General features: G+C 60.9%; 24 protein-coding genes. 15 read left to right on the top strand and 9 right to left on the bottom strand.

What is annotated here, in order from left to right; translation table 11 throughout:
• Positions 1–17 precede the first annotated feature (17 nt).
• From FFT87_RS13255 to xseA, 4 genes are read right to left on the bottom strand one after another with little or no spacing between them, the layout of a single operon-like run.
• Positions 18–659: a carbonic anhydrase gene (locus FFT87_RS13255; RefSeq protein ID WP_219949155.1), complete on the bottom strand. Its 642-nt coding sequence runs from the start codon at positions 657–659 to the stop codon at positions 18–20.
• Positions 656–1,294 carry a DUF4245 domain-containing protein gene (locus tag FFT87_RS13250; RefSeq protein WP_219949154.1) on the bottom strand — a complete coding sequence of 213 codons (639 nt, stop codon included), beginning with the start codon at positions 1,292–1,294 and terminating at the stop codon, positions 656–658. Before FFT87_RS13250 ends, FFT87_RS13255 begins: the two co-directional genes overlap by 4 nt.
• Entirely contained in the window at positions 1,294–1,542 is a 249-nt protein-coding gene (locus FFT87_RS13245; RefSeq protein ID WP_219949153.1) for an exodeoxyribonuclease VII small subunit, read from the bottom strand. The genes FFT87_RS13250 and FFT87_RS13245 overlap by 1 nt, the downstream gene beginning before the upstream one ends.
• A 19-nt stretch (positions 1,543–1,561) precedes the next feature.
• Positions 1,562–2,782, bottom strand: coding sequence for an exodeoxyribonuclease VII large subunit (xseA, locus tag FFT87_RS13240; protein WP_219949152.1), 1,221 nt, complete (start codon positions 2,780–2,782; stop codon positions 1,562–1,564).
• Positions 2,783–2,917: 135 nt separating this feature from the next.
• Between xseA and FFT87_RS13235 the strand changes: the two genes are divergently transcribed.
• Positions 2,918–3,964, top strand: coding sequence for a 4-hydroxy-3-methylbut-2-enyl diphosphate reductase (locus FFT87_RS13235; protein WP_219950841.1), 1,047 nt, complete (start codon positions 2,918–2,920; stop codon positions 3,962–3,964).
• A gap of 3 nt (positions 3,965–3,967) precedes the next feature.
• Positions 3,968–4,528, top strand: coding sequence for a DUF6264 family protein (locus tag FFT87_RS13230; RefSeq protein ID WP_219949151.1), 561 nt, complete (start codon positions 3,968–3,970; stop codon positions 4,526–4,528).
• Between the two features lie 120 nt (positions 4,529–4,648).
• Here the strand turns inward: FFT87_RS13230 and fbaA are convergent, their stop codons facing one another.
• Positions 4,649–5,674, bottom strand: coding sequence for a class II fructose-bisphosphate aldolase (fbaA, locus tag FFT87_RS13225; RefSeq protein WP_219949150.1), 1,026 nt, complete (start codon positions 5,672–5,674; stop codon positions 4,649–4,651).
• A gap of 301 nt (positions 5,675–5,975) precedes the next feature.
• Between fbaA and FFT87_RS13220 the strand changes: the two genes are divergently transcribed.
• The 3 genes from FFT87_RS13220 to glpX all read left to right on the top strand — a co-directional run bounded on the left by FFT87_RS13220 (position 5,976) and on the right by glpX (position 7,938).
• Complete coding sequence (locus FFT87_RS13220; RefSeq protein WP_219949149.1) at positions 5,976–6,626, top strand: hypothetical protein; 651 nt, start codon at positions 5,976–5,978, stop codon at positions 6,624–6,626.
• A complete protein-coding gene (locus tag FFT87_RS13215) occupies positions 6,626–6,844 on the top strand; it encodes a helix-turn-helix transcriptional regulator (protein ID WP_219949148.1) in 219 nt (72 codons plus the stop codon). The genes FFT87_RS13220 and FFT87_RS13215 overlap by 1 nt, the downstream gene beginning before the upstream one ends.
• 104 nt (positions 6,845–6,948) lie before the next feature.
• Entirely contained in the window at positions 6,949–7,938 is a 990-nt protein-coding gene (gene glpX, locus FFT87_RS13210) for a class II fructose-bisphosphatase (protein WP_219949147.1), read from the top strand.
• A 69-nt stretch (positions 7,939–8,007) separates the two neighbouring features.
• Here the strand turns inward: glpX and rmuC are convergent, their stop codons facing one another.
• Complete coding sequence (rmuC, locus tag FFT87_RS13205; RefSeq protein ID WP_219949146.1) at positions 8,008–9,315, bottom strand: DNA recombination protein RmuC; 1,308 nt, start codon at positions 9,313–9,315, stop codon at positions 8,008–8,010.
• Between the two features lie 115 nt (positions 9,316–9,430).
• On the opposite strand from rmuC, the gene FFT87_RS13200 reads away from it, so the two are divergent.
• From FFT87_RS13200 to ychF, 3 genes are all read left to right on the top strand, one after another.
• A complete protein-coding gene (locus FFT87_RS13200) occupies positions 9,431–10,351 on the top strand; it encodes a LysR family transcriptional regulator (protein ID WP_219949145.1) in 921 nt (306 codons plus the stop codon).
• Between the two features lie 109 nt (positions 10,352–10,460).
• Positions 10,461–11,957, top strand: coding sequence for a CoA-acylating methylmalonate-semialdehyde dehydrogenase (locus FFT87_RS13195; protein WP_219949144.1), 1,497 nt, complete (start codon positions 10,461–10,463; stop codon positions 11,955–11,957).
• A 74-nt stretch (positions 11,958–12,031) separates the two neighbouring features.
• Positions 12,032–13,108, top strand: a complete 1,077-nt coding sequence (ychF, locus tag FFT87_RS13190) for a redox-regulated ATPase YchF (RefSeq protein ID WP_009774221.1) — start codon at positions 12,032–12,034, stop codon at positions 13,106–13,108.
• A gap of 120 nt (positions 13,109–13,228) precedes the next feature.
• Here ychF and FFT87_RS13185 read toward each other — a convergent pair whose 3' ends face one another.
• Both FFT87_RS13185 and FFT87_RS13180 read right to left on the bottom strand, forming a co-directional pair.
• Positions 13,229–14,185: a class II glutamine amidotransferase gene (locus tag FFT87_RS13185; RefSeq protein ID WP_219949143.1), complete on the bottom strand. Its 957-nt coding sequence runs from the start codon at positions 14,183–14,185 to the stop codon at positions 13,229–13,231.
• Between the two features lie 550 nt (positions 14,186–14,735).
• Positions 14,736–15,152: a GNAT family N-acetyltransferase gene (locus tag FFT87_RS13180; protein WP_219949142.1), complete on the bottom strand. Its 417-nt coding sequence runs from the start codon at positions 15,150–15,152 to the stop codon at positions 14,736–14,738.
• Between the two features lie 89 nt (positions 15,153–15,241).
• Between FFT87_RS13180 and FFT87_RS13175 the strand changes: the two genes are divergently transcribed.
• The 4 genes from FFT87_RS13175 (at position 15,242) to FFT87_RS13160 (ending at position 17,274) form a co-directional block, all read left to right on the top strand.
• Entirely contained in the window at positions 15,242–15,475 is a 234-nt protein-coding gene (locus FFT87_RS13175) for a type II toxin-antitoxin system ParD family antitoxin (RefSeq protein WP_219949141.1), read from the top strand.
• Positions 15,472–15,762, top strand: coding sequence for a type II toxin-antitoxin system RelE/ParE family toxin (locus FFT87_RS13170; protein WP_219949140.1), 291 nt, complete (start codon positions 15,472–15,474; stop codon positions 15,760–15,762). The genes FFT87_RS13175 and FFT87_RS13170 overlap by 4 nt, the downstream gene beginning before the upstream one ends.
• Positions 15,763–15,869: 107 nt before the next feature.
• Positions 15,870–16,457, top strand: coding sequence for a GNAT family N-acetyltransferase (locus FFT87_RS13165; protein ID WP_219949139.1), 588 nt, complete (start codon positions 15,870–15,872; stop codon positions 16,455–16,457).
• A 142-nt stretch (positions 16,458–16,599) separates the two neighbouring features.
• Positions 16,600–17,274, top strand: a complete 675-nt coding sequence (locus FFT87_RS13160) for an SDR family oxidoreductase (protein WP_219949138.1) — start codon at positions 16,600–16,602, stop codon at positions 17,272–17,274.
• Between the two features lie 40 nt (positions 17,275–17,314).
• Here the strand turns inward: FFT87_RS13160 and FFT87_RS13155 are convergent, their stop codons facing one another.
• Entirely contained in the window at positions 17,315–17,899 is a 585-nt protein-coding gene (locus FFT87_RS13155; RefSeq protein ID WP_219949137.1) for a nitroreductase family protein, read from the bottom strand.
• 186 nt (positions 17,900–18,085) lie between these two features.
• Here FFT87_RS13155 and FFT87_RS13150 point away from each other — a divergent pair, with 186 nt between their 5' ends.
• Genes FFT87_RS13150 through FFT87_RS13140 form a run of 3 tightly spaced genes read left to right on the top strand, consistent with a single transcriptional unit; the run spans position 18,086 to position 20,501 of the window.
• Positions 18,086–18,445, top strand: a complete 360-nt coding sequence (locus tag FFT87_RS13150) for a zinc ribbon domain-containing protein YjdM (protein ID WP_219949136.1) — start codon at positions 18,086–18,088, stop codon at positions 18,443–18,445.
• Between the two features lie 23 nt (positions 18,446–18,468).
• A complete protein-coding gene (locus tag FFT87_RS13145; protein WP_219949135.1) occupies positions 18,469–19,467 on the top strand; it encodes a Ppx/GppA phosphatase family protein in 999 nt (332 codons plus the stop codon).
• On the top strand, positions 19,464–20,501 hold the full coding sequence (locus FFT87_RS13140; protein ID WP_219949134.1) for an LLM class flavin-dependent oxidoreductase: 1,038 nt from the start codon (positions 19,464–19,466) through the stop codon (positions 20,499–20,501). The genes FFT87_RS13145 and FFT87_RS13140 overlap by 4 nt, the downstream gene beginning before the upstream one ends.
• Positions 20,502–20,661 lie beyond the last annotated feature (160 nt).

Below are 20,661 nucleotides of genomic sequence, written 5' to 3'. Positions count from 1 at the left end.
GAACGTGGTGGAGAGCGCTAGACCGTTCCGACGATCACGTCGGGAACAGCCCTACCTTCAAGCAAGCGGTAATTCGCGCCCACTACGGCAAGCGTACCTGCGGCGATTGCGTCGCTGATCAGTTCAGAGGTGCTCAGCAGCTCGGCGATGGTCTCGCGCAAGTGTTCGCGGCCAACATCAGAAGCACTGAGCGTTTCGATATCGACTGCGCCCGTTTCGCTGCCAGCAACCCGGCGAACGGCCGGCACGATCTTAGCGATTAGCGACTGGATGTGTGGGGGCAGCGTTGGGGCATCCGCGGTCTGCGACTCGATAGCGGCCGCAACGGCACCACATTCGTCGTGACCGAGCACCAAAATAAGGGGGACGTTGAGCACGCCAACCGCATATTCGAGAGAACCAACGACAGAATCGGAAATGATTTGGCCAGCGTTACGAACAACAAAAAGGTCGCCGAGGCCTTTGTCAAAGATGATCTCAGCGGCCAGGCGAGAGTCGCTGCAGCCGAATAGCGCAGCGTGCGGGGCCTGAGCATTGGCGAGTTCAGTGCGCCGCTCGACGTCCTGACGTGGATGATTGGGCTCACCAGAAATGAAGCGCTCGTTGCCACGGGCCATCTCGTTCCATACCTGAGCTGGTGTCCTAGTGGGATTCGTCATTGCACCTCCGCGTCAGCAGCGATTGATGCTGCGAGTAGTTCGAACTCTGAGCTAGCGGCAGTGCCGTGGAGCACGACAGTGCTGCCACCAATCTCTGCCGACATTGAGTATGCGTAATTTCCGGTGTCAGAGGAAGAGCGGCGATCGTAAACGGTCCACGAAATTCCGTTGATGACGATGGTGTCCGTTGCTGCGGCACCATCAGTGACGATTCCCAACCACGTGGGGTTCGCGTCGATGCCCTGTTCGAGGGCGATGAATTGAGACGCCGAGGGAGGCGCCACAAAACCGATGTACCACGTCTGCACCGACGATGTTGTTCCCAAGCGTGCGGAGTTGGAATACCACGACTCGGGCAACGATGGCGCGAGTAGCGGTTCGCTTGCATCAACTTGAGCGTCAGCGGCAATGGTCTGATAGTCCGCGGTGACAGGCGCTTCGTCGCTGGGGCGCACCACTACGAGCACCAAAAACAGCACAATTCCGAGGGATGCGACGGTGGCCCCCACCAGATTGAGGAGCGTCTGGTTGGCACGATGCTTGCGAGAAGTCTCGGCTTTGCGGGCGAAAGTCTCGTCGGGAGTTTCGGGGCGACCCAGCTCGGCGACAACGCGCTGTTCGGTGTTCTTTGCCATTACTCGTCGGAACCGGTCTCGCCTGCACCATCGAGTGCACCGCCGCTGCGGGCAGCGTCTAGCCGCGCTCGCGCTCCAATGAGCCATTCCTCGCAGCGCTGGGCAAGGGCCTCACCACGTTCCCAGAACGCGAGCGACTGTTCGAGCGTTGCCGAACCCTGCTCAAGCTCATTGACAACAGAAATGAGTTCATCCCGAGCCTGTTCGTAACTGAGGTCGCTGACGGGGGTTTCGTTGGGGGTAGCCACGGTGTAATTCTACTGTTCTCTAGTTGTCTGCCGGCTGGCCGGTGACAGTGGTGGAAATCTTGCCGTCGGCCACTGTGAGTAAGAGCTCGGTGCCGTCAGGAGCGTCGGCTGTCGTGCGAAGCGCCGAACCATCGGGTAGTTGCGCAATCGCGTAGCCGCGCTGGAGTGTGCGCTGGGGAGAGAGGGCACGCAACTGGCCTGTGAGCTCGGTCACGCCAGCGTGAGCCTTCTCGATGGCGCGCTCGACGAGTTCATTGCTGCGAGACACATAGCGCGAGAGCTCGTCGGCATGCGAATCGATCAGAGACACCGGATTCGCCAGAACGGGTCGCGTGCGCAGCGACTCCAAGCGGTCGCCCTCATGGCCGAGCCGCTGAGTGATACGCAGCCGCATACCGGCACGAGCCTGCTGCACTCGGCTCAACTCTTCAGCGACATCCGGCACAACTCGTTTCGCTGCATCAGTGGGCGTGGATGCTCGCAAGTCGGCGACCTCATCGAGCAAAGGTCGATCGTTCTCGTGACCAATCGCCGACACCAGCGGCGTGACGCATGCCGCAGCCGTGCGCACGAGCGCCTCATCGCTGAACACGAGCAGGTTCTGAAAATCGCCACCACCGCGGGCGACGATGATGACATCGACGTCGGGGTCGGCATCCAACTCTCGGATGCCCTGGGAAACTTCCTTGAGTGCACGCTCGCCCTGCACCGCAGCGTGCGCGGTGCGGAACTTCACCGCGGGCCAGCGCAATTGAGCATTGCGGATGACATCTTTCTCGGCGTCGCTGTCTTTAGCAGTGACGAGCCCGATGCAGTTAGGCAAAAATGGCAACGACTTCTTGTGCTCGAAGAGCCCTTCGGCGCGGAGCTTCTGGCGCAGCAACTCAAGCTTCTCGAGCAGATCGCCAAGGCCGACGTGGCGCATCTCAAGCACCTGCATCGTGAGGGTGCCGCCCTTGACCCAGTAGTTGGGTTTAACGAGAGCAACAACGCGGTCGCCCTGCTTCAGATCGTTGGGAAGCTTGGTGCGCACCGACGACCAGATCGTGAACGAAATCGTGGCATCCACTTCAAGGTCTTTGAGCTTGCCGTAGATGTTGCCGCCCGAACCGCCCCACTGGGTGATCTCGCCTTCGACCCACGCAGAGCCGAGGCGTTCGATCCAGCCGCGAATCTTCTGCGACAGTACTGACACCGGCCACGGCTCATCGACAGTGGGTGGGCCCTCAATAATCGTCACCTAGCCTCCTCAAGCTCCTGATTACAGGGTAGAGGATGCCGCTGATACTGCTGCGCGCTCGGTGTTCGTGCAGCAGTCTTCGGTAGAATCAATTAGGTGAGCACCATTTCTAACGGAAGCGCCCAAGCGCTAGCAATGCCCGCGATGCCTGCACGCCGCGAACAGCTGAAAAATCTGCCGGTTGCGGGAGGCAAGCGCGTGCTCTTGGCCGCGCCACGCGGATACTGTGCCGGAGTGGATCGCGCTGTTATTGCGGTCGAGAAGGCACTCGCCAACTACGGCGCTCCCATCTATGTGCGCAAGCAGATTGTGCACAACATCCACGTTGTGACGACCCTTGAGGCCCAAGGCGCAATTTTTGTGGATGAGGTTGAAGAAGTTCCTGAGGGATCGACCGTGGTGTTTTCTGCCCACGGTGTCTCGCCTGCTGTGGTCAAGGGTGCTGCCGATCGCGAATTGCACGCGATCGACGCAACATGCCCGCTTGTCACGAAGGTTCACCGCGAAGCAACGCGCTTTGCCCGGGATAACTACCAAATCTTGCTGATCGGCCACCACGGCCACGAAGAGGTTGAGGGCACGATGGGCCATGCGCCTGAGCGCACCATTCTCGTCAACAGCCCGGCCGATGTTCCCAACATCGTCGTCGAGAACACCGACAACCTTGTCTGGCTCTCGCAAACAACCCTGAGTGTTGACGAAACTATGGAGACAGTTCGCTTGCTGCGCGAACGCTTTCCCACGCTTCAAGACCCACCGAGTGATGACATTTGTTACGCGACCCAAAACCGTCAGGTCGCCATCAAGAAAGTTGCCGAAGAGGCAGAACTCGTGATTGTTGTCGGCAGTGCCAATAGCTCGAACACGGTGCGTCTGGTTGATGTTGCCCTCGAGTACGGTGCCAAAGCCGCGTATCGCGTCGACTACGCCAGCGAAATCAAGCAAGAGTGGCTCGACGGCATCTCGACGGTCGGCGTCACGAGTGGAGCATCCGTTCCTGAAGTTCTCGTTCAAGAAGTTCTCGCCGATCTCGCCGACGCGGGCTACGGCGATGTGTCCAGCGTGGTGACCGCTGAAGAAGACCTCATGTTCTCCCTGCCCAAAGAACTGCGCACCGACGCTGCAGGCAACCCCGACGAACGCGGCCTCGGTGGTCGCAATCGCAAACTTGATTGGCAATAACCGATGACTGACCCGCGCCCCCGACCGCAATACGGCGAGTACGCGCCGTTTGATCCCGATGCACCGACGAGTGAAACTGCCGACACGCTCTCGCCGGCTAGCCCGCCTCCTGGAGCGCAATCCCCTGCCTCACAGATCGCGCAGCCCACGGCCGCCCCGTCAGCGGGCTCAACGGCTGGCCCGCACGCCGAAGGACCCCGTCGCCGGTGGGATGTCTTGATCACCTCCACGCTGCTCTTCCTCGGTGTTTTCGACATCATCGTCTACTTCTCCACCTACACAAATCTCGGACCGCTGATGGCTGAAGGGCTCGCGACTCAGGGCCTCGAAGGCTTTGCTTCCGAAGACGCGGCAACTCAGGCTGGCGGCATTCTCAACATTGTGCGCATCAGCATCCTGATCATCACGATCATTCTGGCGCTACGCCAAGTGCAACGCAATCGGATCGCGTTTTGGATTCCGCTCGCCGGCGCCGTGCTTTCGGGCATCATCGTGGTGGCCGTGCTCAGCGGGGTGCTCCTCAGCGACCCAGCATTTCTGGAGTACGCGACCAGTCAGCGCTAGCGCTAGCGCCCTAAGCGCAGGTGAGTGCTCGGACTGGTGCTCGGCTTAGTGACCGGCGCAGCGCCTCGTTAACGCACAAACGGGGCCAGCCCGAAGGCTGACCCCGTCGTGTGAAACGAGTTACTTGCCGGAGTGTCCAGCGGAACCGAGCTGCTTCGTTGCTTCAACAACGCGCAACGCGAGTGCGGATTCTGCGGTCTTGCCCCAGGCGCGGGGGTCGTAGATCTTCTTGTTTCCGACCTCGCTGTCAATCTTGAGGAAGCCGTCGTAGTTCTTCAGAACGCTGTCCGCGATCGAGCGGCTGTAGGCGTACTGAGTGTCGGTGTCGATGTTCATCTTGATGACACCGTTGGCAACGGCGGTAGCGATTTCAGCATCCGTCGAACCTGATCCACCGTGGAAGACGAGGTCGAGTGGGTTGGCATCGGTGCCGTACTTGGCGGCGATGCCGGCCTGAATCTCGCCAAGCAGTTCTGGACGAAGCTTCACGTTGCCCGGCTTGTAGACACCGTGCACGTTGCCGAACGTGAGGGCGGCAATGTAGCGGCCCTGGTCGCCGAGACCGAGCGCTTCGACGGTAGCGATTACGTCATCCAGCGTCGTGTAAAGGCTGTCATTGATGTCGTGGCTCACACCGTCTTCTTCGCCGCCGACAACACCGATCTCAACTTCGAGAATCGAGTTGATTGCCTTCATGCGGGGCAGGATGTCTTTCGCAATCTCAAGGTTCTCGGCAAGGGGAACGGCCGAGCCATCCCACATGTGCGACTGGAAGATCGGGTTGCGGCCAGCCTTGACTTCAGCTTCGGATGCCGCGATGAGCGGGTAAACGAAGTCGTCAAGGGCGTTCTTGGGGCAGTGGTCAGTGTGCAGCGCAACTGTGACCGGGTAGTTCTTAGCAACCTCGGTGACGAACGCGGCGAAAGCGAGGGCTCCGGAGGCGCGTGCCTTGACGGACTGGCCAGCAAAGTAGTCTGCGCCACCCGTGGTGACCTGGATGATGCCGTCTGACCCGGCATCGCTGAGTCCCTGCAAAACACCGTTGATCGTCGACGACGATGAAACGTTGATGGCGGGGTAGGCGAAAGAGTTCTTCTTCGCCTTGTCGAGCATTTCTGCGTACTGATCTGGGGTTGCGACGGGCATTGTTGTCTCTCCTCGTACGGTACCGATTACCGCTCTGGCACGGCTCGCGTCGATTCTATCCACCAGCTCTGTGCGGGCGCGAACTGTTACAGGCGTGCTGGCGGGTGCAGGGAGCACCCGACGTCACCGATCATTGTGACAATTTCTGCTGACGGTGCGGGCTTCCGCCTCGCGTTTCTGGGCGACGGCGATGGTCACGCGCTCACCAACTCAGGAGCACCGGCGTTGGGCTTGAGACATGCTTAGGGCGCAGTTTTGGGGCGGACTTGCGCAGCATCACCATTACGTTTATCGTTGTGCCATGCATAACGATAAACGTAATACTAGTGGATCGCCTCGAGTTCGACGATCACCGCTAAATGCCATCATCGCAACCCTTGTGGTGTTCGCAGGACTGCTGGTCGCAGCCGTGCGAACACTGTGGCATTTCGACATGATCGGGGAGATTGCCTCGGGAACAGTTACCGCAAGTATTCCGATACAGCCCGTCACAGCAGAGAACGCCGTCGCGAGCTGGACTGCGGTCGAGGCAGTACCGTCGTCGACGAGCTTCATCGATGCAACCGTTACGGGCCTCCCGGCACATGTGCTCGACACCTTCATCACGGCGGAGTGGGCCGCTTTCGTGGTGACGATATTGGCGGTGCTGCCGATAGTCGCTGCAGGCATCGGCGTTCTCACCGCACGACTCCGCTGGTCACTATTCGCAATTCTCATCGGAGCTGCTGGGCTGGTCATAATGATCGGATCGCTGGTCACAGGGCAGCTCGACTATGAGGCTGCGGTCCGAGCTGCAGCCGCAGTGTATGCCGATGACAAGTATTGGCTTGAACCCGGGTTTCTCGCAGGCATCGACGCACTTCCTGTTGTGTCAGGCATGTTGGTGATCTTTACCGCCCTAGCGCTAGCACGACTGAGCCGCTTTGCAACCGATGCGGATGGCGTCGTCTGATGGCAGGAGCCACGATCACGATCACTCTGGACCACCAACTTGCAGCCCGAGAGATGACCCTCACGGAACTCTCTCGACGCACGGGGATCTCAACCGTGAACCTTTCACTCCTCAAAAACAACCATGCCAAAGCGATCCGATTCACTACCTTGAACGCGATTTGCGATGCGTTGAATTGCGCGCCAGGCGACATCATCACCCGTACCTCAGGTAGCTGACGAGCGGCAGGAACCTAGTTCCTTTCGCTCCGGTAAGCTGGGGAACGCGCTGACCACCACCGGCGCGTCCCCAGTCGACCACTTTCAACGAAGGATGCCTCTAGGTGAGTACAGAAACCGGCACGTTATTCCTCCACCCGGACCGCAACCTCGCTCTTGAGCTTGTGCGGGCCACCGAAGCCGCCGCGATTCGCGCCGTTCCCTTCATCGGTAAGGGCGACAAGCTCGGCGCCGATGGTGCCGCGGTTGACGCGATGCGCAAGTTTTTGGGCACTGTCGACTTCGATGGCCTTGTTGTTATTGGTGAGGGCGAGAAAGACAACGCCCCGATGCTGTTCAACGGTGAGTTTGTCGGCACCGGTCGCGGCCCAGCGTGCGACATTGCGGTTGACCCGATCGACGGCACCTCGCTGACTGCTGCCGGTCGGCAGAACGCGATCTCGATGATTGCCGTTTCTGACCGAGGCACAATGCTCGACGCCTCCACCGTTTTCTACATGGACAAGATCGTTACGGGTGCTGAAGGTATTGGCGTCGTCGACATCCATAAGCCCATCGGCGAGAACATCCGTGCGCTCGCTAAGGCCAAGGGCAAGCTCCCCGAAGACATCGTGGTGGCGGTACTTGACCGTCCGCGTCACGCTCAACTCATTGAGGACATTCGTGCAGCGGGTGCGGGTACTCGCCTCATGCTCGACGGTGACGTTGCTGGCGGAATCAACGCTGCGCTCTATGGCACTCGCATCGACATGTGTGTCGGCGTGGGCGGCAGCCCGGAGGGCGTTGCTACGGCGTGTGCCATTAAGGCGCTCGGCGGCGAGATCCAGACGATCCTGTATCCGCAGACGGACGACGAACGCCAACGCGGAATGGATGCCGGGCTCAAGTTTGATCACGTCTACACGGCAGACGAGATGGTGGCCAGCGACAACACGTTCTTTGTCGCGACTGGTGTGACCGATGGTGGACTCGTGAAGGGTGTGCGCCGCTACGGCCCCATCATTCGCACGGAGTCGATTGTCTTGCGCTCGCATTCCGGCACGATCCGCCGCATTTCGGCCGACCACCTCGCCGAGAAGTGGCTCGACCACTAAACATCTTTGTGCAGTGGGCGCGGCTCTCCTCAGTGGAGAACGCGCCCTTTGTCGTTAGCGGCGACGCGACTAGGCGCTGTCGTCGGGCAGGTCGAGCTCCATCTCAGCGGCGGTGATGTGCTTCGGTGTGCCTTCAACAGTGTTGGTGGCGCCGATGACTTTGGACTCGTCGAGGGCGTTGAGCTTTCGGGCGGTGACGAGCACGCGGGTTTCTAGAGAGTTCGCGAACTGGTTGTAGCTGTTGACGGTGCCGTCGATCGAGCGGCGCAACTTGTCAGCGTGCTCGGCGAGAGTAGCGAGGCGCTGGTAGAGCTCCTTGCTGAGGTCGAACAGCGTTTTGGCCTGGTCGGTGAGCACGTCTTGCTGCCACGAGAACGCGACAGTCTTCAGCACGGACCAGAGAGTGACGGGGGAGGCGAGCGCTACGCGCTTGTTGAAGGCGTAATCCATGATCGAAGGGTCCGCTTCCATCGCCGACGACACGAGTGACTCGCTGGGGATGAACGCAATCACGAGTTCGGGGGAGGCATCGAGCCCCGCCCAATAGGCCTTGCTCGCGAGAGTATCGATGTGGCCGCGCATCACCTTCACGTGCTGTTTGATGAGAGCCTCGCGGCGGGCACCCTCTTCTCCCGTAGCGGTGACCGAGATCTGACTCGCCTCCAAGAAAGCAGTGAACGGCACCTTGGCGTCGACGGCGATGTTCTTGCCGCCGGGAAGGTGCACGACCATGTCGGGGCGGCCGGCACCGGCATCCGAGGTAATGCTCGATTGCACATCGAAATCAACGCGCTCGATGAGGCCCGCAGCCTGCACGACATTGCGCAACTGAGTCTCGCCCCATACTCCACGGGTGGAGTTGTTACGCAGGGCAGAGGCCAGTGACTCGGCCGTGCTGCGCAAGCGTTCTTCGGATTCCGTGGCCGACTTCAACTGCTGGCTCAGTTCACCGTGTTGCAGACTGCGCTGCGACTCGAGCTCAGTGACCTTGTTCTGCATCGTGCGCAGTGTTTCTTGCACGGGCGTGAGGGCTTGCAACACTTTCGATTCGCGGCGTTCTCGTTCGGCGAGTGCCAGCGCCTCATCCCGCTGACGGTCAATGGTTTCGCGGTACTGATTTTGTAGCGATGCAACCTGCTCGCCGAGCGCTCCGGCGCGGGCGGTAGTGGAGGCCAGCTCCGCCGAAAGCCGCGACTGTTGCTCTCGCTCGACAGCCGTGACCTGCGCAATCGCGGCCAGGTGGCGTGCCTCCAGCACCTCAGGGTCGACCCGCCCTGTTGGGGCAGTTGCGCGCACTCGGGCTATGAGTAGACCAATGACCACGCCAAGAATAGCGCCGATAAGAAGGCCAACAATGAGGGTGACGAGGGGATCCATTCCGTCAGTGTGTCAGCCTGCGGGGACATTTTGAGGAGCACCGCGGGACATCCCGCGGAGACTAACGCCGAGCGCAATGAGAGGGGTGACGGCCAGCCCGCTCTAGGCTGGGTCAATGGCCAGCGATTCCGTGCATCCGCTCGATGTGAGCACCGACGATCTGCGATACCTCATTGCTGTCGCGCGCGCCGGCCGAATGGTGTCAGCCGCAACCTTGCTCGGGGTCGACCACACCACCGTGCGTCGCCGCATTGACCGGCTCGAAGCCGCCCTCGGTGTGCGACTCCTCGACCGTGGGGCCGACGGCTGGGAACTCACCGCCATCGGCCGCGAAGTCGCCACCCGTGCTGCCGGCCTCGAGAACATCGTCGAAAACGTTGTCGGGGCAACCAGCGGGGGAGCTGACGAAGTGCGCGGCACCGTGCGCATCGTGGCGCCCGACGGCTTCGGAGCCACCTTTGTGACCGCAGCGCTCGCAGCAGTGCAGGCGGAGCATCCGTCGATCACGGTCGAACTGGTCACCTCCACCCGTCCCCTGAGCTTGCGCGGTGCCGGCTTCGACCTCGCAATTACTGTCGGCTCATCCGCGACGTCACGCCTTGCCTCGGAACCACTCGCTGCCTACGCGCTCCGCCTGTATGCCTCGCCCGACTATGTGGCTACTCATCCGCCGATCCATTCGGTTGCCGACCTCGACACCCATCCGCTGGTCTTTTATGTGGATGCCCTGCTCACCGTTCGCGAGCTCGACCTCGCCCCGGTGCTCGGCGACATGCGGGTGGGATTCGGTTCCACGAGTGTGTTTGCGCAGCTCGAGGCCACCCGTCAGGGAGCGGGCATTGGGCTTCTGCACGCGTTCATGGCTGAGCACGAACCTGGCCTCGTTGCGGTGCTGCCCGATGAGGTCAGTTTTCGGCTCGAGTTCGCGCTCTCGGTGCGCAAAGAGGCGGCGGATGTCGAGGCGGTTCAACTGGTGCGGGCAGCCCTGCATCGTGAGGTTGCGCGTCGCAGTTCAGAGTTGCTGCCGCTCCGTTAGCGTCCCGCAGCGCTGTGTGCGTTTCTGCAGATTGCCCGTGCACTAATAGGTCTTGATTGCAGATCGCTGCGGGCGCAGACTGGGCACACCTCCGAACGAAAGTAGGCCCATGTACTCCACGATTCCCCACTGGATCAATGGCTCAGCGACCGAGGGCGACTCGCCCAACCGTGGCGATGTCTTCAACCCCGCAACCGGCGCTGTCGCTCGCACCGTTCCTCTCGCATCCGTCGCTGACGTCAACGCTGGTGTTGCCGCAGCAAAGGCCGCCTTCCCCGCTTGGGGCAATACCTCGATCGCGAAGCGCACCGCAGTGATGTTTGCTTTCCGCGAGCTGTTCAATGCTCGCAAGGATGAGCTTGCCGCGATCATCACGGCTGAGCACGGCAAGGTGCTGTCGGATGCCGCCGGCGAGATCGCTCGTGGCCTCGAAGTTCTTGACTACGCCTGTGGCATCGCTCAGCTCAGCAAGGGCGAGTACAGCGAAAACGTGTCGACGGGTGTTGATGTGTATTCGTTGCAGCAGCCGATCGGTGTGACCGCCATCATCAGTCCGTTCAACTTCCCGGCCATGGTGCCGATGTGGTTCTTCCCGATGGCTGTCGCCGCGGGTAACACTGTTGTGTTGAAGCCCAGCGAGAAAGACCCATCGTCGTCGCTCTGGATGGCTGAGCTCTTCACCGAAGCCGGCCTGCCGGATGGTGTGTTCAACGTTGTGCACGGTGACAAGGTCGCCGTCGACACTCTGCTCGAGCATCCAGATGTCGCCAGCATTTCATTTGTTGGCTCCACCCCGATCGCTAAGTACATCTACGAAACGGCTGCCCACCACGGCAAGCGTGTTCAGGCTCTCGGTGGCGCAAAGAACCACATGCTTGTGCTTCCGGACGCTGACCTCGACCTCGTTGCCGACTCTGCCGTCAATGCTGGTTTCGGTTCTGCTGGCGAGCGCTGCATGGCGATCTCGGTCATCGTTGCCGTTGAACCCGTTACTGACGAGCTCATCGCCAAGATTAGCGAGCGGATGGCCGGCCTCACGGTTGGCGATGGAACCCGCAATTGCGACATGGGGCCGCTCATCACCAAGCAGCACCGCGACAAGGTCGCCAGCTACATCGACCTCGCTGAGACTGACGGCGCCACAATCGCTGTTGACGGTCGCGGCATCGAGATCGATGGTGACGCGAACGGTTTCTGGCTTGGCCCGACCCTGATCGACAACGTTTCGACAGATTCTGATGTCTACAAAGACGAAATCTTCGGCCCGGTTCTCAGCGTGATTCGCGTTGCGAGCTACGAAGAGGGACTTGAGCTCATCAACTCGTCGCAGTACGGCAATGGCACGGCGATCTTCACGAACGATGGGGGAGCGGCTCGCCGTTTCCAGCGTGAAGTTGAGGTCGGAATGGTCGGCATTAACGTGCCGATCCCCGTTCCTGTTGCGTACTTCTCGTTCGGCGGTTGGAAGAACTCGGCATTCGGCGACACTAAGGCTTACGGCCCCGACGCGATCCGTTTCTTCACCCGCCAGAAGGCTGTAACCAGCCGCTGGCTCGACCCCAGCCACGGTGGAATCAACCTGGGCTTCCCGCAAAACAACGGCTAGCATCTGGCTGGCTTTCTCCGCAGTGATAGCGGTCCCGTTTCTCGGGGCCGCTATCGCCGGTAGGATTGGCTTCTGTGGCTCTCACTATTGCAATCGTTGGACTCCCGAATGTCGGCAAGTCCACCCTCTTTAACGCCCTGACCAAGAATTCGGTGCTCGCCGCGAACTATCCGTTCGCGACCATCGAACCGAACGTGGGCATCGTCAACCTGCCCGACCCGCGCCTGAAGGTGCTGGCCGGAATCTTCAACAGTGAGCGCATTCTGCCTGCTCCTGTTTCCTTCGTTGATATCGCCGGCATTGTGCAGGGCGCCAGCGAGGGCGAAGGTCTTGGCAACAAGTTCTTGGCGAACATCCGCGAAGCTGACGCTATCGCTCAGGTCGTGCGCGGCTTTAGCGACCCGGATGTTATTCACGTCGATGGCAAGGTTGATGCGGCATCCGACATGGAGACCATCAACACCGAGCTGATCCTTGCTGACTTGCAGACGCTGGAAAAGGCTGTCGCTCGTTACGAGAAGGAGCTGAAGACCAAGCGCGTAGCGCCCGCAGTTCTTGAGGCCGCCCTCGCCGCCCAGGCTTTCCTCAACGAGGGCAAGCCGTTGTCGGCGGCGACCAAGATTGAACTTGAACTGATCAGCGAACTGGGCCTGCTCACCTCTAAGCCGTTCATCTATGTTTTCAATGTGGATGAAGCGGTGCTGGGCAGCACCGAAAAGCTCGCCGAATTGGCTGCTCTGGTTGCCCCCGCGAAGGCGATCTTCCTCGACGCAAAGTTGGAGGCCGAACTCATCGACCTCGACGAGGAGGATGCCGCAGAGCTTCTCGCGAGCACCGGTCAAGAAGAGAGCGGCCTGGACCAGCTCGCCCGCATCGGTTTCGACACTCTTGGCCTGCAGACGTATCTCACGGCTGGTCCGAAAGAGACTCGCGCCTGGACGATCCCGAAGGGTGCCAAGGCTCCTCAGGCTGCCGGCGTCATCCACACTGACTTCGAAAAGGGCTTCATCAAGGCTGAGGTCATCGGCTTCGACGACCTCGTTGAGACCGGCTCCATCGCTGAGGCTCGCGCCAAGGGCAAAGCCCGCGTTGAGGGCAAGGAATACGTCATGAGCGACGGCGACGTCGTGGAGTTCCGTTTCAACAACTAGGGGTTTTCTGATTCGGGCGTATGGGTATTCGTCCACTCAGTGCTCGAGCACGACGTGTGTGAGGTCGCCAGAGATAGTATTTTGGCGCCATGAAGATCACAGCCTCCGTGAGAAGAACACCTAGCGCGCTGAGACCTTCAGTGTGTTGATGGTTTTGGTGATGCGCTCACCGTCTTTCTCGAGGAAGACGATCTCGCCGAACTCGAGATACGACCAGTCGTCACCCTCGGTCAAGGGCTCGGAGGCGAATATGACTCCGGTCGCGTCATCCTCGCCGCACTCCTCAAAGTCGTAGGTCGTTGCGTCGTCGTCGAAGTTGCGCCCCATCAGTAGGTACATCGGTTCGAGGAGCATCGAGAGCGCGAAGTCGTCGCTGTCGGGGGCTGACTTCCGCAGCTCCTTCCAGTCACCAGCGGGGTTGGTCTCACCCTGGTGACCGAGGCCGACGTTGACGCCGATGATGCGGCCGTCCGACACGAGGGCCATCTTCAGCTTGGTCAGAGCGCCGAGGTCGAGGTCCTTCATCGCCTGGGCGATCAGCTCGATGAGTTTCTCGATCGCTCGTTGGACGTCTTCGTTGCTGTCACCCTCGAGCAGCGAGAGGAGTAGCACGTAGATGAACTCGGTGTCCGTGTTCCCGCGCATCTGTTTGAGATACCGATCCTCGCAGTGCTGCAGCAGCTCGCGCTGCAGGAGCTGCCAGTTGGGCAGGTAGCCATTTTGGGCGACGATCCACGGGGTCTCCTCGAAGGAGAACGGGTGGCAGTTCTCGTCGACCATCACGACCTTCGAGTCGTACGCTGCGGCTCGCACATGCGCCAACATCGTGCTGGCTTGGAGGCTGGGGATCATCCGGATGGCGTTGTCGTCGTAAAAGGCCGCCATGGGTCGGCGGTAGATGAAGGGTTCTTCGGGCTTCAGCAGGTGCTCGCCCCAGATCCCGAATCCCCATCCGGCCAACTGAAGCTCGGGGTGCCGTTCGGGGTCGAGTGCCTGGTTGATCAGGCTGTTCTCTGGCTTGAGTAGGAGGTTCTCCAGTGGTGTCTCAGGACCGAGGTAGGCGAGCACGCGGCACATAAGTCTCCTTCGTTGGGCTCCTGCCATCCTACTGTCGCTGCACGGAGCCGGTGCTGGTCGCTGTGGCGAGTCCGCGCCGGTGGAGGTTGCGCCGAGATCGCCTGGGTGAGCGGTCGGCGGACCTTCTCGCCGGCCTCGCTACCCCGGACATCATGGCTGACGCATGGTGATGAAGAAATGGATTATTGCCAAGTCCGCGTACGTGCGGATTCAGCCGGGGCAGGTAGTAGACGCCGATGTTTGGAATGCGAGTACGGAGCGTGGACTCATCCGGGTCTCGGCGATCACGAGGCTCGAGATCGATTTTTGGTGCGCTCAGGAGAGGAGGGGCGGATGGTCTTCGATGTGCCGCCGTTGTCGTTGATGCCCACCGAACGGCTGACGCCGTCGACAAGGACTTCGACTTGATTACCGCGGCGGCCGGCCAGCCATTTGAGACATTGCTGGTCATCTGAACAGCACACCGAGGTTGATCGGCTACGGAACGCGGTGGAGTTCCGCTTCAACAACTAGTCGCGGCTTGGCCTTCGGGCTATCGGTCGCTGCAGCGTCACGCGAACTTCATGAAAACCGACGTCCGGTGTTTAAGATCACGGACCTCGGAGAACCCCATCGCGCGGTAGAAGGCGATCTGCCCAGGCTCGTCATCGGTGAGGAGAACCTTCTGCCGCACGTCATCGTAGGGCTGGAAGACTCGAAGGAAGAGTTCGCGACCGATCCCGGCGCGGTGATGCTCGGGTGCGACCAGGATGTCTTGTAGATAGACGATGGTTAGTCCGTCCCCGACGACACGTGCGAGGCCGACCAGAAAGACGCCATCCCAAGCGGTCACGACCCTCAGCGATGCCGAGATGGCAGCTTCGAGCCGTTCGGGATCTTGCGTGTAGGTCGACCACTGCACTGCTGCGTACAGGTCGGTGATTGCATCGCGTTCAAGTGGCGCGTCAACGCGGTAGGTGATGCTCATCCCGCGATCCTAACTGCGGCGAACGATCGATGACGCGGCCCGTCGAGTCTGCGCTGTTCGTGAGTACCAATTATTGGTACTCTGAGCCCATGGCTCAGAACACTTCGATCAGTTTGGACGCCCACTTCGCGGAATTCCTTTCTCGCGAGGTCGAAACCGGACGGTACCGATCCGCCAGCGAAGTCGTTCGTGCTGCTCTCCGGTTGTTGGAAGACCAAGAGACCCAGATGGCCGCGTTGAGGACCGCACTTATCGCGGGTGAAGAAAGTGGGGCGCCGCAAGAGTTCGACTTCGACGCCTTCGTCGCGTCGAAGAAGCAGTGACGAGCTATCGCCTTACCCCGGCCGCACAGCGAGACCTCTCAACGATCTGGGAATACACGCAGGAGCGCTGGGGCCCAACTCAGGCGGAGATCTATATTTCCGAGATGCGGGCAGCGATAGAACGGATTGCGGCTGAGCCTCAGCGCGGGCGTGCTTGCGATGATGTTCGTGAGGGCTACCGCCGCTACGGCATCGGCAGTCATCTGATTTTCTATACTGTCGGCGCTAACAGCGTGGACGTGATCCGCATCCTGCACCAGCGGATGGATCTGACGCGGCACTTCTAGGGGTGCCGGCTCTTGGGCGAGAATTTAGTGCGTGCACGAATGCAGCGAGGTGCCGCTTCACCTCGTGGCTCCGCTTGCCCGAATGTCCTCGCGCATAGACTCCGTTTATGGATGATGTTGTGATCGTTCGGGAGGACGACCCTAGGTGTTCTGCGCTTGAGGCGAACGGCTACCGCATCGTGGGTCGATCCTGGGGTGCCCGCCTTCGCTTGGCAGAGAAGCCTGATCTGAGAAGGCTCGAGCAAGTAGTGACCAAGGTGCAAGCGACCGGGATCGTGGTTCAGGAGCTCGACGCCAGTTTTGCGAATGCTCTATTCGATTTGGAATTAGCCAACAATGCTGACTACCCATTCACCCCAGCGACTCACCAGCCGCTACCGGTGATGAGCGAAGTTGAAGGACTGTGGCTGCACGGCCAGCGGGTGTTCGGCGCCTTAGATGATGGTCGACTGGTTGGAGCGGTCGTTGGAAAGGTCAATGACGGAGTCGGCGATAATGACTTCGCGTCGGTGCTCGCGGACTATCGTGGCACCGGGGTCGGGGCAGCGGTTGCAGCTGCCTCAATCATCGCGTTCGCGAATGACGGAGTGCGTACTTTCGCCGCCGGGGGAGCCGGCGCAAACGATGCGAGCTTAGGTTTAGTTCGTTCCATGGGATTCACTGTGGAAGAGCAGTGGCGAAGCTACGAGCGCTAAGCGCTGAGGCCTTCTTGCTGAGCGCAGTTTGTCTAGCCTCCGATTCCCGACGAAACCCTCGACTGGTTTGGATCAATCCCAAAAACGCCGCTAGGCTTTTCGAGCAGCACGGCCCGCCGAACGCTTCGATCAAAGGATGCTCATGCCCGTTATCGCCATCATCGGAGCAGGCCCAGGACTGGGTGCCGCAGTCGCCCGCAGGTTCGGGCGCGAAGGCTTCGCTGTCGCATTGATCTCACGCGATCAGTCGAAGCTCGATGCGCTCGCCACTGAGCTCGAAACGGATGGCGTGACCGCCCGCGGTTTTGCTGCGGACGTGCGCGAGCCCGCGCAGCTTGAGGGCGCACTCGCGCGTGCTGCTGCCGAACTCGGACCCATCACCACCGTGCAGTACAGCCCGCTTCCCTCGCGCGATTACCTGAAGCCGGTGCTCGATCTGACTCCCGAACTCGCGCTCGAAGCGCTGCAGTTCTCGGCACTCGGTCTCATCCACACCGTGCGCACGGTGCTGCCCGCAATGCGCGAGGCTGGCCACGGCAGCATCATCCTGATCAACGGCGGAACCTCGGTGAAGGCGCGTGCTGGGTTCGCTGGAACGTCGCTCGCCTTCCCCGCCGAGAGTGCCTACGGCGAGATGCTGTACGAAGCGCTCGAAGGGGAGGGGATCCGCATCCGTCAGCTCGTCATCCCGGGCGGAATTCCCAAACTTGAGCTGCCCAACGGTATTGATGACGTCGCTTCTCGCATCTGGGACATTCACGCCGCAGAAGGTGCATTCCGTACGATGCTTATCCCGCTCGAAGACGGCCGAGAATAGCGCCTTTTCGTCGTATTCTTGGCCGCATTAAGCCTTCGCGTTACGCGTTAACGAGCACCGACTCTGCAGCGGCGCGTCGTGCACGGGGTGCGGTTTCGCGCTCGCGGATCACGTCGGTCATTTCGGCGGGGTCTCCCAATGCGCCAACAGCCATGACCGTGGTGGGGGTGAAGCGGTTGTCGATCTCGAGGGCTGCTGCTGCGGCATCCGGGTCGAATCCTGACATCTGGTGGCTGAAAAGCCCGTGGCTTTGAGCCTGGATCGTGAAGTAGGCAACGGACTGGCCAGTGTCGTAGGCGGCAGTCGGTTGTGCCTTGCCCTCAGCGCTGTGGTGCTCGGTGAGGAAGATGATCAATGCTGACGCGGATGCGGCCCACGACTGGTTGAAGCCGCTGAGGGTTGAGACGATAGCGGCGTGCTGTTCCGTGCCGCGGCGTGCCACGATCATCCGCCACGGCTGGCTGTTGTAAGCCGAGGGTGCCCAACGAGCAGCTTCGAGAGCATTCTGCAGCGCCGCCTCATCAAGAGGTGCGGTGGCATCAAAGTGGCGGGGGCTCCACCGTTCGGCAAGCACATCGAGGATAGGAGAGTCGGTCGTGGCGAGGCGGTCGTGAAGCATGGTCATGAAGGGGCCTTTCAGATCCTGAGCAGAGTTGATCTGCGATGTCGATGGGTGCAACCGGAGCATCGTTGAAGGTATTCCGCTGAGGCGCAGCAATTCCGGCCGGAACTACGTCGTACAGTTCGAGGTGAACAAATAGTTTCCCGTGTCTGCATTGCAGATCGCACGCTCATCAACCGAAAGCTCCCCATGCCTGACGCTCTGCCCCTCTGCCCGAACTGTTCAAGCGACCTTGCCTACGAAATGGGCTCGCTGCTGGTGTGCCCGATGTGTGCGCACGAGTGGTCGCCGAGCGAAGCGGATGCCGCTGCCGAAGCGGAGCAGAGTGCCGCAGTGATCAAGGATGCGTTCGGCACACCTCTGGCCGATGGCGACACGGTGAGCATCATCAAGGACCTCAAGGTCAAGGGCAGCCCCACGTCGATCAAGGTCGGAACGAAGGTGCGCAACATCCGCCTCGTTGACGGCGTTGGCGACCATGACATCGACTGCAAAGTTGATGGTTTCGGCCAGATGCAGCTCAAGTCGAGCGTCGTCAAGAAGGTTTAACTGTCGAACTGCAGGAGCAAGAAATGACTCGTGTCGCCGCCATCGATTGCGGAACCAACTCAATCCGCTTGCTCATTGCCGACCTCGACGGGCACGGCGGTCTCACCGATGTGATGCGCACCCTCGAAGTCGTGCGGCTGGGGGAGGGCGTCGACCGCACCGGTCGGTTCAGCCAGGCGGCCCTCGATCGCACTCTCGCTGCCGTCCACACCTACGCCGAACTGTGCCGCGAGCACGGTGCTGAGCGCATCCGATTCGTAGCTACCTCTGCGACTCGGGATGCCTCCAACCGTGCCAAGTTCACCGACGCCGTTTTCGCGATTCTTGGTGTGCCGGTCGAAGTGATTCCCGGTACCGAAGAGGCCGATTTGTCGTTCCGCGGCGCACTCACGGTGCTCACCGTTCCCGATGCCTCGGAGCCTGAACGCCCCACGCCTCAGTATCTTGTGGTTGATCTTGGTGGCGGTTCCACTGAACTTGCGCTCGGCGCGAGCGCCCCCGAAGCCTCGTATTCAATGGATGTTGGCTGCGTGCGCATGACGGAACGCAACATCGTCAACGACCCACCCTCCGATGCGGAACTCGCTGCCGTTCGCAGCGACGTCAGCGCAGTGCTCGACACCGCGACGATCACCATCGATCTCTCGAAGGCGACCGAAGTTATCGGTGTTGCTGGCACTGTCACCACGATCACAGCGCATGCTCTCGGTCTTACGAGCTACGATCCGGCAGCGATTAGCGGCAGCCGTCTCCCTCTCGCGAAAGTGCTTCGTTCCTGTGAGGATCTCACCCGCATGCCCCGCCCTGAACGTGCCGCTCTGCCGTATATGCACCCCGGCCGTGTTGACGCGATTGCCGCCGGTGCCGTGATCTGGGCGACGGTGCTGCGTCGAGTGGCGGATGCGGCGGCTGCAGCCGGTCACCCTCTCGAGTGGGTGACAACCAGCGAGCACGACATCCTTGACGGCGTCGCCCTCTCGCTAGGGAATAGCGCGCACGATTCACCGGTTTCGTCAGTATGACAAAACTTGGGTTCCTCTCCTTCGGGCACTGGCAAGACGTTGAGGGCTCGCGCACCCGCACCGGGGCTGACGCGCTGCTGCAGGCAGTGGAGCTCGCGGTTGCGGCAGAAGAAGTCGGCGTCGACGGCGCTTTCTTTCGTGTGCATCATTTTGCGCGCCAGCACGCATCGCCGTGGCCGTTGCTCTCCGCTGCCGCTGCTCGCACCAGCACAATCGAGCTCGGTACCGGTGTCATCGACATGCGCTACGAGAACCCGCTGGCGATGGCAGAACTCGCGGCACAGGCAGACCTCATTGCCGCCGGGAGACTCCAATTGGGTATTAGTCGAGGCTCACCCGAAACGGTGATTGATGGATGGCGTGCTTTCGGATACGAACCGGCAGCAGGAGAGGGCGACGCCGACATGGCGCGCGCCCACACGGACAAGTTTCGCCGTGCGATCGCGGGCGAGGGGCTCGCTCCCGGCAACCCCCAGATGGTTGGCACGAGCGCACTGCAGTCAATCCAACCGCAGGCACCAGGACTCAGCGAACGCATCTGGTGGGGTGCAGGAACCCGAGCCACCGCGATCTGGACAGCCGAGCAGGGCATGAACCTCATGAGTTCGACGCTCCTCACCGAAGACACCGGGGTTTCCTTCGACGAGCTGCAAGCCGAACAGATTTCGATGTTCCGTGATGCGTGGGCGAGTGCCGGTCACAACCATGCACCACGAGTCTCCGTGAGCCGCAGCATCCTGCCCATCATTGATGACGAGACCGAGTACTACTTTGGGATCCAAGGGCAAGTCGAGCAGCGCGATCAGGTCGGCATGCTCGACGGTTCGCGCTCCCGTTTCGGTCGCTCCTACATCGGGGCCCCCGACGTGATCGCCGCCGAACTCGCGCGCGATGCCGCAGTCCAAGCCGCCGATACTCTGCTGGTTACCGTGCCCAACCAGCTCGGGGTCGAGTTCAACACTCGTATCCTCGAGGCACTCGTGAAGCACGTGATGCCCGTGGTCGACGCCGAGTCTGCGCCTTCGGTCGCCTGAGAACTTGATCGCTTCGATGGCGACACGGTGAGCATCGTCACGGACCTCAAGGTTGAGGGCAGCCCCACCTGCGACGATTCGCCGCCCCGTGGAGTGGTCTAGTCCAAGCGTCACTGGTTCTACTAACCCGCTAGAGTCTGCAACGCCCTTATCTGTTGCG

The organism is Salinibacterium sp. M195, from assembly GCF_019443965.1.
Lineage (GTDB): Bacteria > Actinomycetota > Actinomycetes > Actinomycetales > Microbacteriaceae > Rhodoglobus.
This window is presented reverse-complemented; position numbering and strand designations above follow the sequence as displayed.